This window comes from Akkermansia muciniphila ATCC BAA-835 (genome assembly GCF_000020225.1).
Lineage (GTDB): Bacteria > Verrucomicrobiota > Verrucomicrobiia > Verrucomicrobiales > Akkermansiaceae > Akkermansia > Akkermansia muciniphila.
The window spans coordinates 2215844-2233417 of the sequence record NC_010655.1 but is presented as its reverse complement, the minus strand read 5'-3'; the positions used below and the strand labels follow the sequence as shown (position 1 = coordinate 2233417).

Annotated in this window: 12 protein-coding genes and 1 pseudogene; 8 read left to right on the top strand and 5 right to left on the bottom strand. The window is 55.2% G+C overall.

Going from position 1 to position 17574, the window contains the following annotated elements; translation table 11 throughout:
• Window positions 1-648 precede the first annotated feature (648 nt).
• Window positions 649-1242 carry an RNA polymerase sigma factor gene (locus AMUC_RS09805; protein ID WP_012420868.1) on the top strand — a complete coding sequence of 198 codons (594 nt, stop codon included), beginning with the start codon at window positions 649-651 and terminating at the stop codon, window positions 1240-1242.
• A 208-nt stretch (window positions 1243-1450) separates the two neighbouring features.
• On the opposite strand, the gene AMUC_RS09800 is transcribed toward AMUC_RS09805, so the two are convergent.
• Window positions 1451-3499 carry a sialidase family protein gene (locus AMUC_RS09800; RefSeq protein WP_081429207.1) on the bottom strand — a complete coding sequence of 683 codons (2049 nt, stop codon included), beginning with the start codon at window positions 3497-3499 and terminating at the stop codon, window positions 1451-1453.
• Between the two features lie 146 nt (window positions 3500-3645).
• On the bottom strand, window positions 3646-4158 hold the full coding sequence (locus AMUC_RS09795) for a hypothetical protein (RefSeq protein WP_012420866.1): 513 nt from the start codon (window positions 4156-4158) through the stop codon (window positions 3646-3648).
• Window positions 4159-4346: 188 nt separating this feature from the next.
• Between AMUC_RS09795 and AMUC_RS09790 the strand changes: the two are divergent.
• The 5 genes and pseudogenes from AMUC_RS09790 to AMUC_RS09770 form a co-directional block, all read left to right on the top strand.
• Window positions 4347-5723, top strand: a pseudogene (locus AMUC_RS09790) (sugar MFS transporter); the annotation flags it as partial.
• Between the two features lie 585 nt (window positions 5724-6308).
• Window positions 6309-8087 (top strand): L-fucose isomerase, encoded by a 1779-nt coding sequence (locus AMUC_RS09785; RefSeq protein WP_012420864.1) that lies wholly within the window; start codon window positions 6309-6311, stop codon window positions 8085-8087.
• A gap of 119 nt (window positions 8088-8206) precedes the next feature.
• On the top strand, window positions 8207-8503 hold the full coding sequence (locus tag AMUC_RS09780) for a four helix bundle protein (protein ID WP_012420863.1): 297 nt from the start codon (window positions 8207-8209) through the stop codon (window positions 8501-8503).
• A 24-nt stretch (window positions 8504-8527) separates the two neighbouring features.
• Entirely contained in the window at window positions 8528-9952 is a 1425-nt protein-coding gene (gene fucK / locus AMUC_RS09775; RefSeq protein ID WP_012420862.1) for an L-fuculokinase, read from the top strand.
• A gap of 13 nt (window positions 9953-9965) precedes the next feature.
• Window positions 9966-10781 (top strand): class II aldolase/adducin family protein, encoded by an 816-nt coding sequence (locus AMUC_RS09770; protein ID WP_012420861.1) that lies wholly within the window; start codon window positions 9966-9968, stop codon window positions 10779-10781.
• A gap of 734 nt (window positions 10782-11515) precedes the next feature.
• Here the strand turns inward: AMUC_RS09770 and AMUC_RS09760 are convergent.
• Window positions 11516-14677, bottom strand: coding sequence for an AsmA-like C-terminal region-containing protein (locus tag AMUC_RS09760; RefSeq protein ID WP_012420860.1), 3162 nt, complete (start codon window positions 14675-14677; stop codon window positions 11516-11518).
• 207 nt (window positions 14678-14884) lie between these two features.
• Between AMUC_RS09760 and AMUC_RS09755 the strand changes: the two genes are divergently transcribed.
• On the top strand, window positions 14885-15583 hold the full coding sequence (locus tag AMUC_RS09755; RefSeq protein WP_012420859.1) for a pirin family protein: 699 nt from the start codon (window positions 14885-14887) through the stop codon (window positions 15581-15583).
• Window positions 15584-15644: 61 nt separating this feature from the next.
• On the opposite strand, the gene AMUC_RS09750 is transcribed toward AMUC_RS09755, so the two are convergent.
• Complete coding sequence (locus AMUC_RS09750; RefSeq protein ID WP_042448322.1) at window positions 15645-16184, bottom strand: DUF2062 domain-containing protein; 540 nt, start codon at window positions 16182-16184, stop codon at window positions 15645-15647.
• A gap of 184 nt (window positions 16185-16368) precedes the next feature.
• On the opposite strand from AMUC_RS09750, the gene AMUC_RS09745 reads away from it, so the two are divergent.
• A complete protein-coding gene (locus tag AMUC_RS09745; RefSeq protein WP_012420857.1) occupies window positions 16369-17097 on the top strand; it encodes a TlyA family RNA methyltransferase in 729 nt (242 codons plus the stop codon).
• Between the two features lie 177 nt (window positions 17098-17274).
• Here the strand turns inward: AMUC_RS09745 and AMUC_RS09740 are convergent, their stop codons facing one another.
• Entirely contained in the window at window positions 17275-17508 is a 234-nt protein-coding gene (locus AMUC_RS09740; RefSeq protein ID WP_042448320.1) for a hypothetical protein, read from the bottom strand.
• Between the last annotated feature and the right edge of the window lie 66 nt (window positions 17509-17574).

Below are 17574 nucleotides of genomic sequence, written 5' to 3'. Positions count from 1 at the left end.
TTCCGCGCGGAGTGTGGTTGGGAGCCAGGGATATCCGAGAGAGGCCAAATCCTTCCTCACAAAATCCGGCACCACCCCGGCTATTCCCCTGCCGCGTTTCCTTTCCTCTACAAAAAGAGCACATAAATTGGGAGTTAAGTCCTTCCGGTCATAAAAATCGTTTTCAATTACTCCGGTTCCCGCAATGATATTCCGCTGCCCGTCCACAATAACGTACCATTGAGGAATCCCTGTTTTCCGCTCCATGCATTCCTTCATGCTTTCTTCATAAACTTCTGAGGGAATACCCCATTTGGAACTGAACCAGGAAGAAGCCGAGAAAAGAAATTCGGAATGATTCCTTAAACAAATTAATTAGCCGATATTCCTTTCTTCCATTCTTCCCTGCCCTGACAAGCCCCTTCCGGCCCCTGTCAAATCGGCGGGCATGGAGGGAATCCATCGTGCACCGGGTTCTCTCCTGCAAAGGCGCGAATATTTCCCGGGCTTTGGAAAGAGTAAAACATTTTACTTCCATTCCCTGCGGAAAGAAAAGAAAGACCCGTTTTCATCTAGTCAGCCGTGTAAAAATGGGATAGACCTTTTTCCGGAATGCGCCCTGCCGGCTGCAACCTTTCACCGGAGACGGGGTTTATAAAAGGGAATTTCATGGATGAAGCACAAGACATGCCGCCTGCGGAACCAGACGAAGATGCCAAGCTGATGCTGAGGGTCAGGAATGGCGACGCTTCCGCCATGGAAATGCTGGTCCGCAAACACCAGAATTCCGTATATGCGACGGTGGCCCGTATGCTGAACAACGGTCCGGAGACAGAGGACATCGCCCAGCAGGTATTCATCCGCATCTGGAAGGGAGCCGGGAATTATGAACCTTCCGCACGGTTTACCACCTGGATGTTCACCATCCTGCGCAATCTGGTGTTCAATGAAGTGCGCCGCCAGAAGCGCAAGCCCACCACCTCCGCAGACGCCATGGAGGAGGAAGGAGGCATGGCCGTGTTTCTGGAACCTTCCCAGACCCCGGACGAAGCACTGGAACATACGGAACTCCAGCACGCCGTGGACGCGGCAATCGCCGCTCTGCCGGAAAAGGCGCGGCTGGCCGTCCAACTGCGCCGTTTCGAAAACATGCCCTATGAGGAAATAGCCCGGGCGCTGGATATGACGGTTCCCGCTACCAAAAGCCTGCTGTTCCGCGCCAGAAACATGCTGAAGGAGGCTCTTGCTTCCTTTTTATCCTGACAATGGCGTCCTCAAAACAAGTTAAGAACACACCGCCGGCTTTCCCGCCAAAGGGTGGGGAGCCGGTTCCTGGTACAGTTTCCCGTCTTTAGCGGCAAATAACCCGTAGCGCAGCGGCCAAGTCCTTTCACAAAAACACCCGGAAACAAAAAAAACGGGCCGTTCTCCAACGAAAACGGCCCATTGAACATGTTACCGGAAAACGAAATCAGCGCGCATTTTTTGCGTTAAGAACATCCTTATAGGGAATTTTCAGGAAGTTCAGCGCCCCCTGGGATTCGTACAGCACGCCCACATGGTTCTTATCTACCGGCGCCAGGCAGGAATATCCCCAGCCTTTGCGGGCATCATAAAGAAGCCATTTGTCTTCCGGCCATGACCCGGCATCATTCGTAGAAGCTTTCAACGTCATGTGGGAACGTCCGGATGTGGTATTGGGATTGGAAAACAGAACCACTCTGCCCGCGCCCGGAACGCCGTCCACGGCAAGCAGGCTGCCCTGGCAGACCGGTTCCTTCAGCTGGGCAGTGCGGTTGGTGGGGTGTTTTTCCCACGTTTGGCCCAGGTCTTTCGTAACGCCCACGATGCGGGAACCGCCCCAGTTGCATCGGGCGTTGATCATGACGGAGCCGTCTTCCAGCTCAATCACCTGGGCTTCCGTCGTCTGCTGGTTGACGCCCGTGCCGCAGTGCCAGGTTTTTCCCCGGTCTTTGGAATAAACAATGGTGGACCACGGCACCCCTTTGCCGTCCCAGTACTGGGCGGCGAAGACCAGCGTGCCGTCTTTCATGCAAATGCCATTGCCGGGGCCATTAAATAAAATGCGCCAATCCTTGTTCTTGGTTTGTTCCGTGATATTGATCGGACTGGACCAGGTCAGGCCATCGTCATCGCTGTAGGCCAGCACCAGCTGTCCGCAGGCCTCCGGAGAATTGTCTCCGGACTTGCTGCCCCAGATGGAATGCCTGTGGCTCCATATGGCGGCCACCCAGATGCGCCCCGTCTTTTCATCCACCAGAATGGCCGGATCCCCTACGCCCCTGGTAGCCCCCAGAGAGGGGTCAATCTTGGAATCATCAATGGCGATTTTGACATCAGACCAGGTGCGGCCTCCGTCCGTAGAGCGGCTTACGCCCACATCAATGTTGGCCGGAAGGTCTCCGGAATGGTTGTACCGGATATCGTACACGGCCAGCAGGGTCCCCTTCCTGGAACGGGCCAGACCGGGAATACGGTAGAATTTTGATTTGAAATCCCCATGCCTGACTACGGCCACGCCGATGCGCTGCGCCACGGGAGCCGCATTGGCAACCCTCACCGGTTTATTGCCCGCCACAACGCTGGCCGGACGCACCACCACCCTGCCGTCCAGGGAGGCTCCTTCTTTCATCGTCACGCAAGCCCACAGGTAATTGTCTCCGGGCTCCAGCTCCATTTTCCCCTTCACAGAAATCTGGGGTCTGGCGGAACCGGCAAGCTTTACTGTACCAAGAACCTGGGAAGAGTCTTTCGGGAACGGCTCTTCCCCATGATGGATGATAGGGGCCTCTTCCCCCCGTATTACAGCCACGGACTCAATGTCGGAAAGCTTCGTCGTACCCGTAAAATCCAGATTGACAGCTGTCAGGAACTGAGGATTAAGGCAGCCGTCCGTCCGGACATTCAGAGAAAGAACGGGGCTGCACGGGATACGCACCATCACCGGGTAAGCGGAAGAGGCCATCTCCACCTGCGGATTCACTTTCATGGGAATACAGGGAACAAGAAACAGGTCGTCCAGCTTCATTCCCTTGTTTTCCGGAGAAGTAAGCCTGAACACCAGGGAACGCGTTCCGGCAGGAACACTGGCTTCTATCCTGGTATGAAACCCGCCCGTCCTGATATCCTTGCCGTCATAAATTTTCTTTTCTCCATTCGGCCCTATGGCCACAATGGAAAATTCAAAAGGGGCCTGCCCGGTCCATCGCTCCGCCCAGGCAGAAAGCCGGACTTCCCTGGAAGGCGTATCCTTCAAGTCCAGTTTCAATTCAGCATCCTGTCCGCCGAACATCCGCAGGGAGGCTTCTCCGGATTTTCCCCCTCCTCCGATTTCCGCCACACCGTTCCGGCAGGACATAAGGCCGTATTTGGTGGAAAGCGTTGTAAATTTGCCACGCCTGGCCTGCTCAAAGCTTTCCTTGCCGAGAACGGAGGGAATAGACAGGCCCAGTGCGCACAACAGGCCAAGCCCCATTAATTTATTCAAAGATAAACGCATCGTATTTATGGTGTGTTTCGCGGGATATATACGCCGCCCCCCGCGGCAATCTTGCCCGGAGCAGCGTTATTTGCCGGTCCGTTTCCTAACACACGGCTTTCCGTTGCGTCCAGCCCCGCTTGAACGGCCTGAGGAAAGACCAGTCCTTACATTCCCTTTTTTCCTCCGGAAAGAGCCGCCGGCTCCACGGAAATCACGGGACGTTCCGGGAAAGAACTGGAATTCCGGTGCATATAATAATGAGCCCAGTGAAGAACCACCTTGTCCCCCGGTTTAAGGGCGGATATCTTCTTCAAAATATCCGCACTCTGCAGGATGGGCTTGTGCGCCGGATTAACGTCAACCATCAGCTGATCCTGCTTTTCATCGCCGTACTTGCCTGGTTTCCGGTAATCCAGGTACTTGACGATCCGGAAAACGGCGAAATCCCTGGCATGGTCGCACTTGTCCGGGCACAGGGAAGTAAGGAACCTGCATTTCCGATGAATTATTCCCGTAAATTCCGCTTCCGCCACATGATCCGACAACAATTCCCCGGAAGGCAGTTCCGCATCCCCCTGTTCATTTACCCTTCCCGGGGCCGCAATGGGAGAATCTTCAGCCAGAACGCTCCAGAATCCGGCCAGGCCCAGACAGACGGCTAGAATACTCTTCTTCATCTCTTCATTCCTATCCGCCGCGGAAACACAAGTCAAGAAGAAGAAAGAGCTTCTGCGGACACTGACGGAATATCTCCATGGAAAAACATCATTTTATTTTTTTTATCAACAGGTTGGATAATTTCTGGACTCTTTTCGGTTTCCAGATTGACGCACCGCCGTCCTTGTGAGAAATTGACAAAAGCAATATGGATAACAACCGTACCTCTACCGTGCCGATCGTTCCCAAACAGTACCGGCTGCCGTTCTTCATGCTGGTCTCCTGTTTTGCGCTGTGGGGCCTCCTGAACAACATGACGGACAACCTGGTTCCGGCATTTAGCAAAATATTCATGATCAATGCTTCGGAATCCGCCGGAGTTCAGATTTCCTTCTATGGGGCCTATGCGGTGCTTGCCATTTTCGCCTCCATCCTTCTGGAGGAATTTTCCTATAAGGCGGGTGTCCTCATCGGGCTGGGGCTCTACATGATCGGCGCGCTGTGCTACATTCCCGCCGCCATCGGGCAAAGTTTCGATATCTATCTGATGGCTATCTTCGTGCTGGCCGGAGGCCTCTCCATTTTGGAGACCACCTGCAACCCCTTCGTTCTCTCCATGGGGTCCCAGGAAACGAGCGTCCGCCGTCTGAACTTCGCCCAGGCCTTCAATCCCATAGGCTCCCTGACAGGTATTTTCCTGGCCAAATATTTCATTCTGGCGCATTTGAACGATGCGGACATGGACACCCGCAAAGCCATGGACCCGGAACAACTGAACGCCATTGTCAGCGATGAACTTTTCTGGGTATGCGTTCCTTATGTGGGCCTGGTAGCCATCGCCGCCGTCATCTGGTTCTTTTTCTGCCGTTACAAATCCGACGATGAAAACGTACCCACCCGGGAAAACACACAGCCCCTTTCCTCTAAACTCGGCCGCCTGGGACTCTGCATCGCCCTGATTCTCATCCCCTTCCTGTTCCAGTACTATTCCGCTTTCGAATTCAGCATGGTGCAGCAAATCCTGATTATGATGATCGGGCCCATCGCCTTCCTGCTCATCATGCCGGACTACCGCTGCCAGCTTATGAAACTGGTGAAGCTTCCGCGCTACTTCTGCGGCGTGGCAGCCCAATTTTTCTATGTAGGCGTGCAGATTGCCGTGTGGACGTGGACGATTAAATACATCATGTCCGTCTTCCCCGGAATGCAGGAAGCGGCGGCCTCCAACTACTATATCTTTTCCATCATCCTGTTCATCGCCTGCCGCGCCATCACTACGGCCCTGATGAAAAAATTTAACCCGGCCAACATGATGTCCCTTTTCGCCGTCGCCGGCATTCTCTGCTGCCTGGGCACCATCTATCTGCCCAGGGAAATCTCCGTCTGGACACTGGTCGGAATCTCCGGCTGCATGTCCCTGATGTTCCCCACTATTTACGGCATCGCCCTGCGCGGACTGGGGTCTGAAGTGAAACTGGGAGCTGCGGGCCTTATCATGGCCATTCTGGGCGGCGCAGTCATTACCCCGTACATGGGTTCCTGGATAGACAACACCACAGTAAAAAACCAGGTGGCCTATTTTGAATCCATCAACCGTCCTCTGATCGCGCAGGCGGAAGCTGCGGACGCCCGCAAATCCTTATCCGGAGCCATGCTGGCGCTGTACAGGATGTCAGAAGCCAGCCCTGCGGACGGAGAAGAACAAGCCAGGGCCGCCGGCAAATTCCAGAAAAACCTGGAAACCTTCCTTTCCCTCCCCTCCCTGGAAGGGGACGCTTTTGAGCAGGCGGCCAAATCCCTGCCCGGCTGCTCCTCCCTCAAGCCTGGGGAACTGGCCGTTTTCAAAGCCAATCTGGAACGCCTCCCCGCTCCTGCCGGAAGAGAACAGCAAATTCAGCAATTCTCCCTGATTCCGGCGCTCTCCACGTTATCCGGAAACCAGGCGGAAGTGCTGGACAACCTCATCGCCCTGCCCCTGGACATGAAGCAATTCCAAACGGCCCAGGAAAACTTCGTGGAAAAAGCGGTGCGGTCATCCTTCTTTATTCCCATCATCTGCTTTGCCGTGGTACTAATTTACGGCTTCTTCTTCCGCAACACTCATCTGAAAAAGGAAGAGGAAGAAAAGCCTGCCCAGGCATGAACCAGCTTCACATCACCTACGCAAGATATGAAAACAGCATTACCAACCATCGGTATCCGCCCCACGATTGACGGTCGCCGCCTCGGCGTCCGGGAATCCCTGGAAGATCAAACCATGAACATGGCCAAGGCGGCCGCCGCCCTTATTGAGGCCAACATCCGCCACGCCTCCGGAGAACCCGTCAAGTGCGTGATCGCGGACACCTGCATCGGCGGCCCGGCGGAAGCCGCCGCCTGCGCGGACAAATTCAAGGCCAACAACGTCGGCGTCTCCCTGGCCGTTACGCCCTGCTGGTGCTACGGCAGTGAAACATTTGACATGGATCCGTTCACTCCCAAGGCCATCTGGGGCTTCAACGGCACGGAACGCCCCGGCGCCGTGTATCTGGCCGCTGCGCTGGCCGGCCTGAACCAGAAAGGATTCCCGGCTTTCTCCATCTACGGAAAAGACGTGCAGGACGCCACGGATACTTCCATCCCGGAAGACGTAGCTGAAAAAATCCTGCGCTTCTGCCGCGCCGGTCTCGCCGTAGCCACCCTCCGCGGAAAAGGCTATCTTTCCATCGGCGGCTGCTCCATGGGCATTGCCGGTTCCATTGTGGACCAGTCTTTCTGGGAAAATTACCTGGGCATCCGCGTACAGGCCGTGGACATGACGGAAGTGCGCCGCCGCATGGACCAGAAAATTTATGACGAAGCGGAATTCGACCTCGCCATGCAATGGGCGGATTCCGTCTTTAAATTCGCCGAGGACAAAAACCGTCCGGACCTGAAGCTGGATGAAGCCGGACGCCGCAAAACCTTCAGGGAAAGCGTGCTGATGGCCATGATCTTCCGCGACATGATGCAGGGCAATCCCAAGCTCAAGAAAATCGACCGCGAAGAAGAATCCCTGGGTTACCAGGCCATTGCCGGCGGCTTCCAGGGCCAGCGCCACTGGACGGACTTCTACCCGAACGGAGACATCGCGGAAACCCTGCTTAACTCCACCTTTGACTGGAACGGCCCGCGCGCCCCGCTTCCCTTCGCTACGGAAAATGACTCTCTCAACGGCGCCTGCCTCCTCTTCGGCTATCTGCTGACCGGACAGGCCAATGTCTTCGCGGACGTTCGCACCTACTGGAGTCCGGAAGCCGTAAAGCGCGTCACGGGTTATACGCTGGAAGGCCATGCCAAGGACGGCATCATCCACCTCATCAATTCCGGCTCCGCCGCCCTGGACGGCTGCATGGCCTGCACGGGCAAGGACGGACAGCCCGTCATGAAAAAACACTGGGACGTCACCCCGGACGATGCGAAAACCATGATGGAACAAGCCGTCTGGTGCCCGGCCAACCGGGAATACTTCCGCGGCGGCGGCTACTCCGTCCACTACGTCACCAGGGGCGGCGCTCCCGTCACCATGATGCGCCTGAACATCGTCAAGGGACTCGGCCCCGTCCTCATCGTGGCGGAAGGCTGGTCTGTTGATCTGCCTGCCGAGGTGCACAAGACCCTGGACGAACGCACTGACCCGGGCTGGCCGACCACCTGGTTCGCCCCGCGCCTGACCGGCAAGGGAGCCTTTACGGACGTGTACAGCGTCATGGCCAACATGGGAGCCAACCACGGAGCCTTTACTTACGGCCACATCGGCGCAGACATCCTGACGCTGGCCTCCATGCTGCGCATTCCCGTATACGCCCATAACATTCCGGATGACCAAATCTACCGCCCCTCTGCCTGGGGTCTCCACGGCACGGCGGATCCGGAAGGAGCTGATTTCCGGGCCTGCGCCAACTACGGGCCATTATACGGAAAATACTGAAAAAGAAAGGTAACAGTTAATAGGTAATAGTTAACAGCTTCGGATAAAACATGGCAGAAAGTCCCGTTTCCGCTAAAAGCTTTTCTTTCGCGGTCCGCATTATTCAATGATGCAGGCACTTGAAAAAGCAGGACGTCGAGCGGGAATTGCTCAGCCAGCTCCTACGTTCCGGTGCGGGCATTGCCGCCAATTTATCCGAAGCTGTTTACGAGAGCCGCAGAAGGGACTTCTTTTCCAAACCCCGCATTGTCCTGAAGGAATATTCCGGGACGCATGCACGGCCTAAACTGCTGCGCGCCACGGGAAGCCTGACGGAAACGGAATCTTCCTCTGTCAACCAGGACAGCACAGAAATCCCTAAAATGCTCATTTCTATTAACAAACCAACTCAACAAGCTCAGCCGGATTCCTATTAACTTTTCACTATTAAATCTTAACTCATGTACTCCCTCTGCTTGGACTGCGGCGCGACTAATGTGCGCGCCATGGTTGTGGATAAACAAGGCGTCATTGTGGGGAAGGCCTCACAGCCGAACGCCACGCTGCCCGGTGAGGAAAATCCGGAATTTCACGTCTGGGATGCCGACCGGATTTTCAGACAGCTCTCCGAATGTGCCGTGAAAGCCCTGGAAGGACTAAATGCGGAACAGGTGACGGCCGTCACGATTACCACCTTTGGCGTGGACGGCGCGCTGGTGGATGACGCCGGCAACCTGCTCTATCCTGTCATATCCTGGAAATGCCCCCGCACGGCGGAGGTCATGAAAAACATCGGCAAATATATCTCCCAGGAGGAACTTAACCGTATCTCCGGCGTGGGGGCCTTTGCTTTCAACACCATTTACAAACTCGTCTGGCTCAGGGAAAACCACCCGGAACTTCTGGAAAAAGCCCATGCGTGGCTCTTCATCTCCAACCTGCTGGCCTACAAGCTCACCGGCATCATGGCGACAGACCGGACCATGGCAGGGACCTCCCAGCTCACGGATCTGGAAACGGGAGATTTTTCCGAATTCATTTTGAACCGCCTCGGTTTGAGCCGCGGCCTCTTCCCCCCCATCGTGGATGCAGGGGAAACCATTGGCCTCCTTACGCCGGAAGCGGCAGACGCGATGAATCTCCCGGCCCTGGCGGGCATTCCCGTTATCTCCGCCGGGCACGACACCCAGTTCGCCATTTTCGGTTCCGGAGCAGACAAGAACCAGCCCGTCCTTTCCTCCGGAACATGGGAAATCCTGATGGCGCGCTCCGCACAGGCTAGGCTGGCCCGGGAAGATTATGAAGACGGCGCCACGGCGGAATTCGACGCGGAATCCGGCCTTCTTAACCCCGGGCTCCAATGGCTGGGCTCCGGCATTATCGAATGGGTGAAAGCAGCCTGCTTTCACGGGGAATCCTATGATACCATGGATGCGGAAGCGGCCGCCGTCCCACCCGGCTGCGACGGCGTGACAATGGTTCCGGACTTCCTGGCTTCCGGAGACCGGAAAGGCTCCATCAACGGACTGGTGCTGGGAAGAACACGCGGCCATATCTACCGCGCCGCCATGGAGGCTCTCACCTGGCGGCTGAAATCCCGCCTGCGCCGTTTGGAATCCGTGGGCGGCTTCAAAAGCGAATTCCTCATCCTGGTGGGCGGAGGCGCCAGAAACAGAGTTTGGACCCAGATGAGGGCGGACATTCTCCGGATTCCCGTCAAAGTCTCTGAAGTGTCAGAAAGTACGGTATTGGGAGCATCCATGTTTGCCTTTGCGGGCGCCGGGGTGTACTCTACGCCGGAGCAGGCCCGGGCCGCCTTCGGCATCGCCTACCGGACATATATGCCGGGTTCCCAGGAAGCCGCCTACGAAAAGTTCAACCAATAACACGCTACTAAATATGTCAGAAGACTGGTCAATCTCCCCTCCCCTGCCGGACAAAGTGTTCCCATGGGAAAAATACAACCCCGTCACGCGGGAGGAAGTGAATGAATTCTTCCATTCCCCGGAAATTCTGGTCATCAAGGAACGCATGTGCGACATAGGGCGCCGCCTGTGGAACCGGGAATATGTGGACGGCAACGGGGGCAACATCTCCGTGCGCGTGGCTCAGAACCTGCTGCTCTGCTCCCCCACCCTGTGTTCCAAAGGCTTCATGGCTGTGGAAGACATCTGCATGGTGGACATGGACGCGCGCCAGAAAGCGGGCATCCGCCCCTCCACCAGCGAGGTGAAAACGCACATTGCCATGATGAAATCCGTGGGCGTCAATGCCTGCATCCATGCCCATCCCCCGCACTGCAATGCTTTCCTGTTTGCCGGGCAGGTTCCCCCCTCCGGCATCAATCCGGAAGCGGATATCTTCCTGGGACACATCCCGCTGGCCCCTTACGGAACGCCCGGCTCTCTGGAAACGGCCCGGGCCGTGGCGGAAGCAGCCAGACAATCCACCGTCGTTTTCATGGAAAACCACGGAGTCATTACCGGAGCACGTGACGTGGAAGAAGCGGAATGGTTCATGGAAAATGCGGATGCCTACTGCCGCATGGTGCTGATGGCCGGCCTGCACAAAGCACCTCTGAACCAGGTGGGGCCGGAAGGCGTGGCGGACTTCCTCGCCATTCGCAAATCCATCGGTTACGCCGTGCCGGACAACCAGCCCCTGTACAACACGGAAACCTACGCCGGGTACAAACTGGGAAAATCCGGTAAATAACTCCCTTTTTCAACGGGGTGGCTGGAGCAGTTCAGCCGCCCCGTTTTTAACGGACCCACTCCGGAATAAAAACTTCCTTCTTTTACGCCAACACCTCCTGCCTTATTTGCTTTTTTACCCGTTAAAACCGCCTCTCCTGCCGCAGACTATTTCCGGTAAAGCCACATCCTCTCCTCAGTAAAAGAACGCCATTATGGCCCCGCCCTGCTGGGAACAGCCGATCCGGCCCCGGAATCGGCTTATTCCCATCCAGCCAGCAGCGTACCGGACCGCACGATCTACCCGTATGGAACATGCAGGCGGGCGTTCACATAGGAGAACGGCCGAAGCAAATCGCGGCACTTCAACGGAAACCGGCAGCCTGTCTTTTCCATGAAGGAACTCCTGCACCTTCTTCAGGATTGCATGGTGGGGATATTTCCTTCCGGCTCCATAGTTCATACGTTTTTACGCTCCGGCACCGTTCAGCCCCGGGTTTCATTCCCGGGGAAAAACCTCCTGTTTCACTGGTCTTTCCTACAGAAATTGAGCATTACAGCTGTTTCCGCCTATACTCTGGTTTAAGAAAAATTTCTCCGGGAACTCCTTTTCCTGAGGGAAAGCACCGTAAACGGGGCATTCTGAATTTACAGCTCTTTATCTTCTGTCAGATATCCGGCATCTGTTATTTTCAATTGCTGCAAGGCATGCGGCTCCTTACGGCAGTTGCGCAACACCCAAATATTTCGTCTGCCCTACCTTTTCCGGGCAGGCGCCGCGGCGGGAGGAACGGGGGCTTTCCCTCCGGAAAACGGAGCGAAATTCCAGGAAACATTGCTCAAAGGCCCCGTTCCCCGCACTTGAAACAGCCCTCCGGCCAACAGGAAAACCGGGGAAGTAATAAACCCCGGCAAACCGCGAAGCCCCAGCTTGAAATCTGAATTGACCTGCAAATCGGAAAGGCGTATCCAGCCTCCCCCCTCCAGAGACATGTTGCTTCCCTGGGCCGCGAAATTACTGGTGCGCACATAACCCTTCTCAATGGAAAAATCGCAATCGGCCCTGGATATCTTGTAATTAATCAGATGCCCCAGTCCTGGAATGTAATTAGAGAGGGCTTCCCCCAAAAATCCGAACAGGGGAATTTCCACCAGGTCGCCATGCACCAGGGCAGCCTCCCCCTTCGCCTGAATAGAATTCATATTGCCTCCCTTGGATGAAAACTCAATGGCTCCGTGCACAGTGGCTTTCTCCATTTTTTTGTCATAGGATTTCCCGATAGACGTCAAATTCATGTCCTGGAGGACAAAAGAACCGTTCAGGGCATCCCCATCATCAATCTGCGCCAGAATGCGGCCCGTGAAGGTTCCGTCCCAGATGGTTCCCATCATCTTGTCCACAACCACCCATTGCGGAGAAATCAACACTTCCCCCTTTGTCCTTCCGAGGTCCAGCGTGGTTCCCAGCAGGGGATAGCGCACGCGCCCGGCGGAAGCGTCAAAGCGGATGCGCCCCTTCATCAGCTTCATGTCATCCCCCATCGGAAACATGCCGCCGCCGGAAAGCGTTACGGGCCGGGTAAAGACAAACTCCTTCAAAACCCTGGCGGCACTATCGGAAAACATCCGCAGGGTATAGCCGGGATAGGCCTGCCCCTCCAGACCAAGCACTTCCACCGTATCCTGCACAAAACGGAAATCTATGCTCTTGGCCTTGAGCGTGCATTCCGAAGGGCCTCCGGACAATCCGACGGAAGACAGGTAATTTCCGTTGGAAACCACAGTCGTCACATTGGTCAGCACCAGCTGGTCCGTCACCAGATGGGCATCCGCCCGGGCGGACTTCAAGTCCACCCCCCTGTAGCGCGTGTTGGTTGCGGAAACAGTAGCCTGCAAGTCGTAAGCCTTTTCCAGATTATACAGACCCAACGTTCCCTGGAAGGAAAACTCCAGGCCGGAATCCTTGCGGAAGACAAAGCGGTTCATGAAAAAGTCGTCATCCTCCATGCTCAACAATTGGTCTATCGTTTGCAGCGGAACCGTGGACTGCCCCATCACAAACATCTGACCGTCCAGAAAACCGTTGGCGAACAATTCAAAGACGCCCTTTTCCATTTCCATCCGGCAATTTTGCACAAAAAGCTGGTTGGGACGGTATTCCGCTTCCACATCCGCCGTTTTGACAGGAACCTTGTTCCAGGCAAGATTCTCCGCATGGATGCGTGCTCGGACCAGAGTCGGCTCCACAGGCTTGCCCTCCGGAATATCCAGCCTGCCGTGCACCCATAAAACCGCTTTTTCCGGAAGCTGCAAATTTTCAGGGACAGAAAACCAATTTCCAGCCAGAGTCTCCAGCAGTTCAGGCTTCAGATTAGATTCCAGCGTAAAAACAAGGTCGGTGCCCAAATAGCTTCCTTCCAGCTTCACCCGGCCGTCATCCCGCACCAATTCCAATTGGGTGACGTTAATGGAACGGCCAATCAATTCCGCCCTGGCCGCAGCGGAAACGAATTCCACTCCCTGGTAAAAGACATCCGCCACGGAAGCCTCAATCTGGAGGCGGTCCACCTGGAACGGCCCTTTCCACCCCTTTCCCATATCCACGGAACCGTACACCTTCAATTCCGGGTCTCCCCTGATTTCCAGCGCTGGCGGCAGCTTCGCATCCTCCGGGGCAATGGAACGGGCCATCCCCAGCATCGCCTTCATAGGCAGCGTGCTGTGAACGTCTACCTTAATCTCTCCGTCCACTCCCATTACCTTGCCGGAAAAACTGCCTCCGGGATGCCTTATATCCAAATCAGTTACATAAAAATTACCGTTTTCGTAACTGAAATCGCAGGAGGCCCTCTGGAATTTTTCCCCAAGCACGGAAAATGCTCCCATGGATCCGGAACCTAAAGCATTCAGATGTTCCACGCCTTCCCAATTTTCCGAAAAAACCGCACGACCGGATATCTGTACATGCGGCTCGCTCAGAAACTTCATTTCCTTCGGCACCAGAGCTTCATCAACAATAGCCACCGCCCAGGAGACCAGAGGAGCCGTACTGCGGACATCCCAGATCAGCGTGCGCTTTTTCAAATCGGCCTGGAGGGAAAGGCTGACGAAACCGGCCGTTTCCGCATCCCGCATGGTAAAGTGTTTGGCCATGATAACGGAATCCGCGTAATCCCCGTTGAACAGGAAATCCCTGACCATGATTTTTCCGTACCTGAGAACAGGCGCCTGCAAATCCATGCCTACACGCACGCCGCCTTTCGGATCGTCGCTTAAATTGACAATCAGGCGGGGAGGAGATGCATCAGGCCACTTCACCCGGTCCATGTAATTCAGGACCTGATTCAACTGCTCTCTGACGGCGCCCATATCCTGAGCCGTCAGCGTAAAATCTCCGGAATCATCCTGACCAATGGAAAATGCCCCCTGGGCCGTCACCCGGATGCCCTGCACAACGGCATCTGCCTTGACGATGTCCACCATGCCGGGCCGCCCCAGATTCAATTCCGCGTTCACCCCCGTTACGGAAAAAACTTTTTCCGGATTCCCCGCATCTACGGGCAGAGTGACGTCCATCCCCTTCACATTCACCCGCTCCGGCACTACTTGTCCTTCTATCAGTTTTTTCCAATTCAGCGCCACATCCGCCTCATGCAGCAGAACTATGGGCCGGCGAGTTTCCGGCATGGCCTCCGGATCCAGCAATTCCACATTTTTCAGTGTCACGACGGCACGGGGCCACAAAGTAACTTTCAGCGTCTCTATATGGGAGGGAATGCCCTTTTCCAGAAGAGCCTGCTCCACCCGCTGCACAACGAAGGAAGGCACCCCCCAGATGGAGATGTAGCATATGCAGCCCAGCAACAACGCCCCCAGCAAAATAATCACTGTGGGAATCAGTCCCTTGATCCATCTCATAAATGTCCGCTGAGCCATAAGCCTTGTCTTCTTTGCACGGGTACTGCAGCACGCTACCCTAAAAGAAGAGACATTGCACCACCAATTTGTGTTGCCGATTTATTTTACGGTCCTGGAAATAATGTCATTCGCCTTGAACAGCCCAGAGTTGCAGCCGGTCAAACATTCTGCAGGCGGAAAACCGCTCCCACTCCCCCTATATCAATCATGAACATTACCATTCACCGTGCATCCTCCCGTGGACATGCCAACCACGGATGGCTGGATACACACCACACATTCAGCTTCGCCAATTATTTCAACCCGGAACGCATGCAATTCGGAGCTCTGCGCGTGCTCAATGACGACAAGGTTCTCCCGGAAGAAGGCTTCGGTACCCATCCGCACAAAAATATGGAGGTGGTTTCCATTCCTCTGAAAGGAAGGCTCCGCCACGGAGACAGCCTGAACAACAGCCACACTATCACGCGCGGAGAAATCCAGGTGATGAGCGCCGGAACGGGTATTCAGCACAGCGAATTCAACGACAGCCTCACGGAACCATTGGAATTCCTGCAAATATGGATCATTCCGGACAGGATCAATACGCCCCCCAGGTACCGGGATTACGACATCACCCCCCTGTTGAAGCATAATGAAATCTCTACCTTCCTGGCTCCGGAAACGGATATTTCCATCATGCAGCAGGCCTGGTTTTCCTGGGCGGAGCTGGACAGGGGCATAGAACGGGAATACCAATTCAAGGGACGGAACACGGGCGTATACATCTTCGTGATAGACGGAGAAATAAAAATAGGAGATGCCATATTGCACAGTCGGGACGGTGCCGGAATTACGGATACGGAAACCGTCTCCATAGAAGCCCTCCAGAACTCAACCGTTTTGCTGATGGAAGTAGCCGTCTGATTTTTCCGGACTGCCCGGCTTTCCGGTTCCGCCCTGCCTTACACAGACGGCAGTTTTGCTATTACAACTTGCCGCTCTTTTTTCTGCTGTGCAGGAACTGGCCCATCCTCCATCCCAACTGCACCAGCCCGTAACACAGGCTGCCCAGAACAACGCTGGAAACCATCCAGCCCGCTGCGAATTCCAGGCTTACCATGCCGATGCTCAATCCGCCAAACGGCGTCCAGGACCACTGCTGAACCCCCGCTTTCAGCATCTCCCAGTTCGCGCCGGACGTAGGGAACCCCAAAATCGAAAAAAGGAACCACCCCAGCCACCATTGAGCGGGAATGGCAAAAAAGGTAAAGCCGGGAGGGGAGAGCCACGCCATCAGAATGGCTACGGGAATATTACCCTTGCGCCACAGGCAGGCGAAAACGCCCCACAGGCTCTGCATGGGAAGAGGGGCAATCGCTGCGGCAGCCCCCCAGGCAGCTCCCGTTGCAACGTATTGCCTGTCCCATGACCAGTAAACAGAATCAAAAACCCTGGCGGAAAGGAACTTGCTTGCCCACGATTTTTTGCGCACCTCCGTCAGCAGGTAAAGCCTGACTCTGCGCATCAATTGCCTGTAGCGGTGTTCCATCCGCCGCAGAGTCTCCTATAAACCGGCCTTGAATCAATCGTAAAATGCTCCAGTACGAGGAATGCCGCATTTTTACGCCCGAATGCCTCTCTGCGCTCGGTTTTTCTTGATTCTTCATGCGGTTTCATGAAATACCTGCGTTCACACCTTTTTCCGAATCATGAGCAAGCAACGACTCGATATCCTTCTGGTTTCCCGCAATCTCGTAGAATCCCGGGAGCTGGCCCAGCGGCTCATCATTGCCGGAGAAGTGAACGTGGGGGGGCATCCCTCTACCAAGCCCGGTCTCAAGGTTAATGAAGACGCGGATATCACCATTAGAAACCGTCCCCGCTATGTCAGCCGCGGCGGCCTGAAAATGGAAGGAGCCCTGAATGCCTTCCCCGTTTCTGCGGAAGGCAAGGTCTGCCTTGACATTGGGGCTTCCACCGGAGGTTTTACGGACTGCCTGCTCCAGCACGGAGCCGCCAGGGTGCATGCCATAGACGTAGGAACCAACCAGCTTGTCTGGAAACTGCGGCAGGATCCCCGCGTCATTGTGAAGGAAAAATTCAACGCCCGCTACATGACTCCGGAGGATATTGGGGAACAAGTGGATCTGATCGTTTCCGACGTCTCCTTTATCTCTCTGAAAAAAATCCTTCCCGCCGCCTTTCCTCTGCTTAAACAAGGGGGGGATGCCCTGGTGCTCATCAAGCCCCAGTTTGAACTCCAGCCGGAAGATATAGGCCCCGGCGGCATCGTCCGGGACCCGGCTTTGCACCGGAGGGCGGTGGACTCCATACGCACTTTCGTCACGGACGAACTGAACCGTTCCTGGATGGGGTGCGAACCTTCCCCTATCACGGGAACTGACGGCAACCATGAATTCCTGGCATGGCTCAAATAGCCCCGGCCTTTTCCTGTCCGAAGAAATCCTCCCGGCACACCGTGGACGGGTTCAACAGTTTTCCTCAAACCTGTTGTCATCCCATAATTCCGCCTCAAAGTCCACAAACCTCCCCCTCCTTGATCAAAACTTGAAAATACTGGTATTTTTGATACCCCAATAAATTTGGAATCCCATTTAAGACAATGGGACTGATAAATTACCGCCTACATTGCCGGATCGCCTTTCCGCTCCCGCAATCCGGCGCTTCCAGACATCGGCAGCTTCATCCTTACACGCCGTCACAAAAATTCTGGGAATGATAGGCGTAGTGATGCAATTCCATGCTTCGTCTGCAATAACCGGTTCCTTTCCTTCAAAACCGATTTCCACTTCCTTGGCTTCTTCACAGGTGATGGAGATTTCTTCCACGATAATTCATAACTTCATTTTCGAATGATAAGGAGAAAGCTACGCCCATCGTCCCAATTCTCCCCC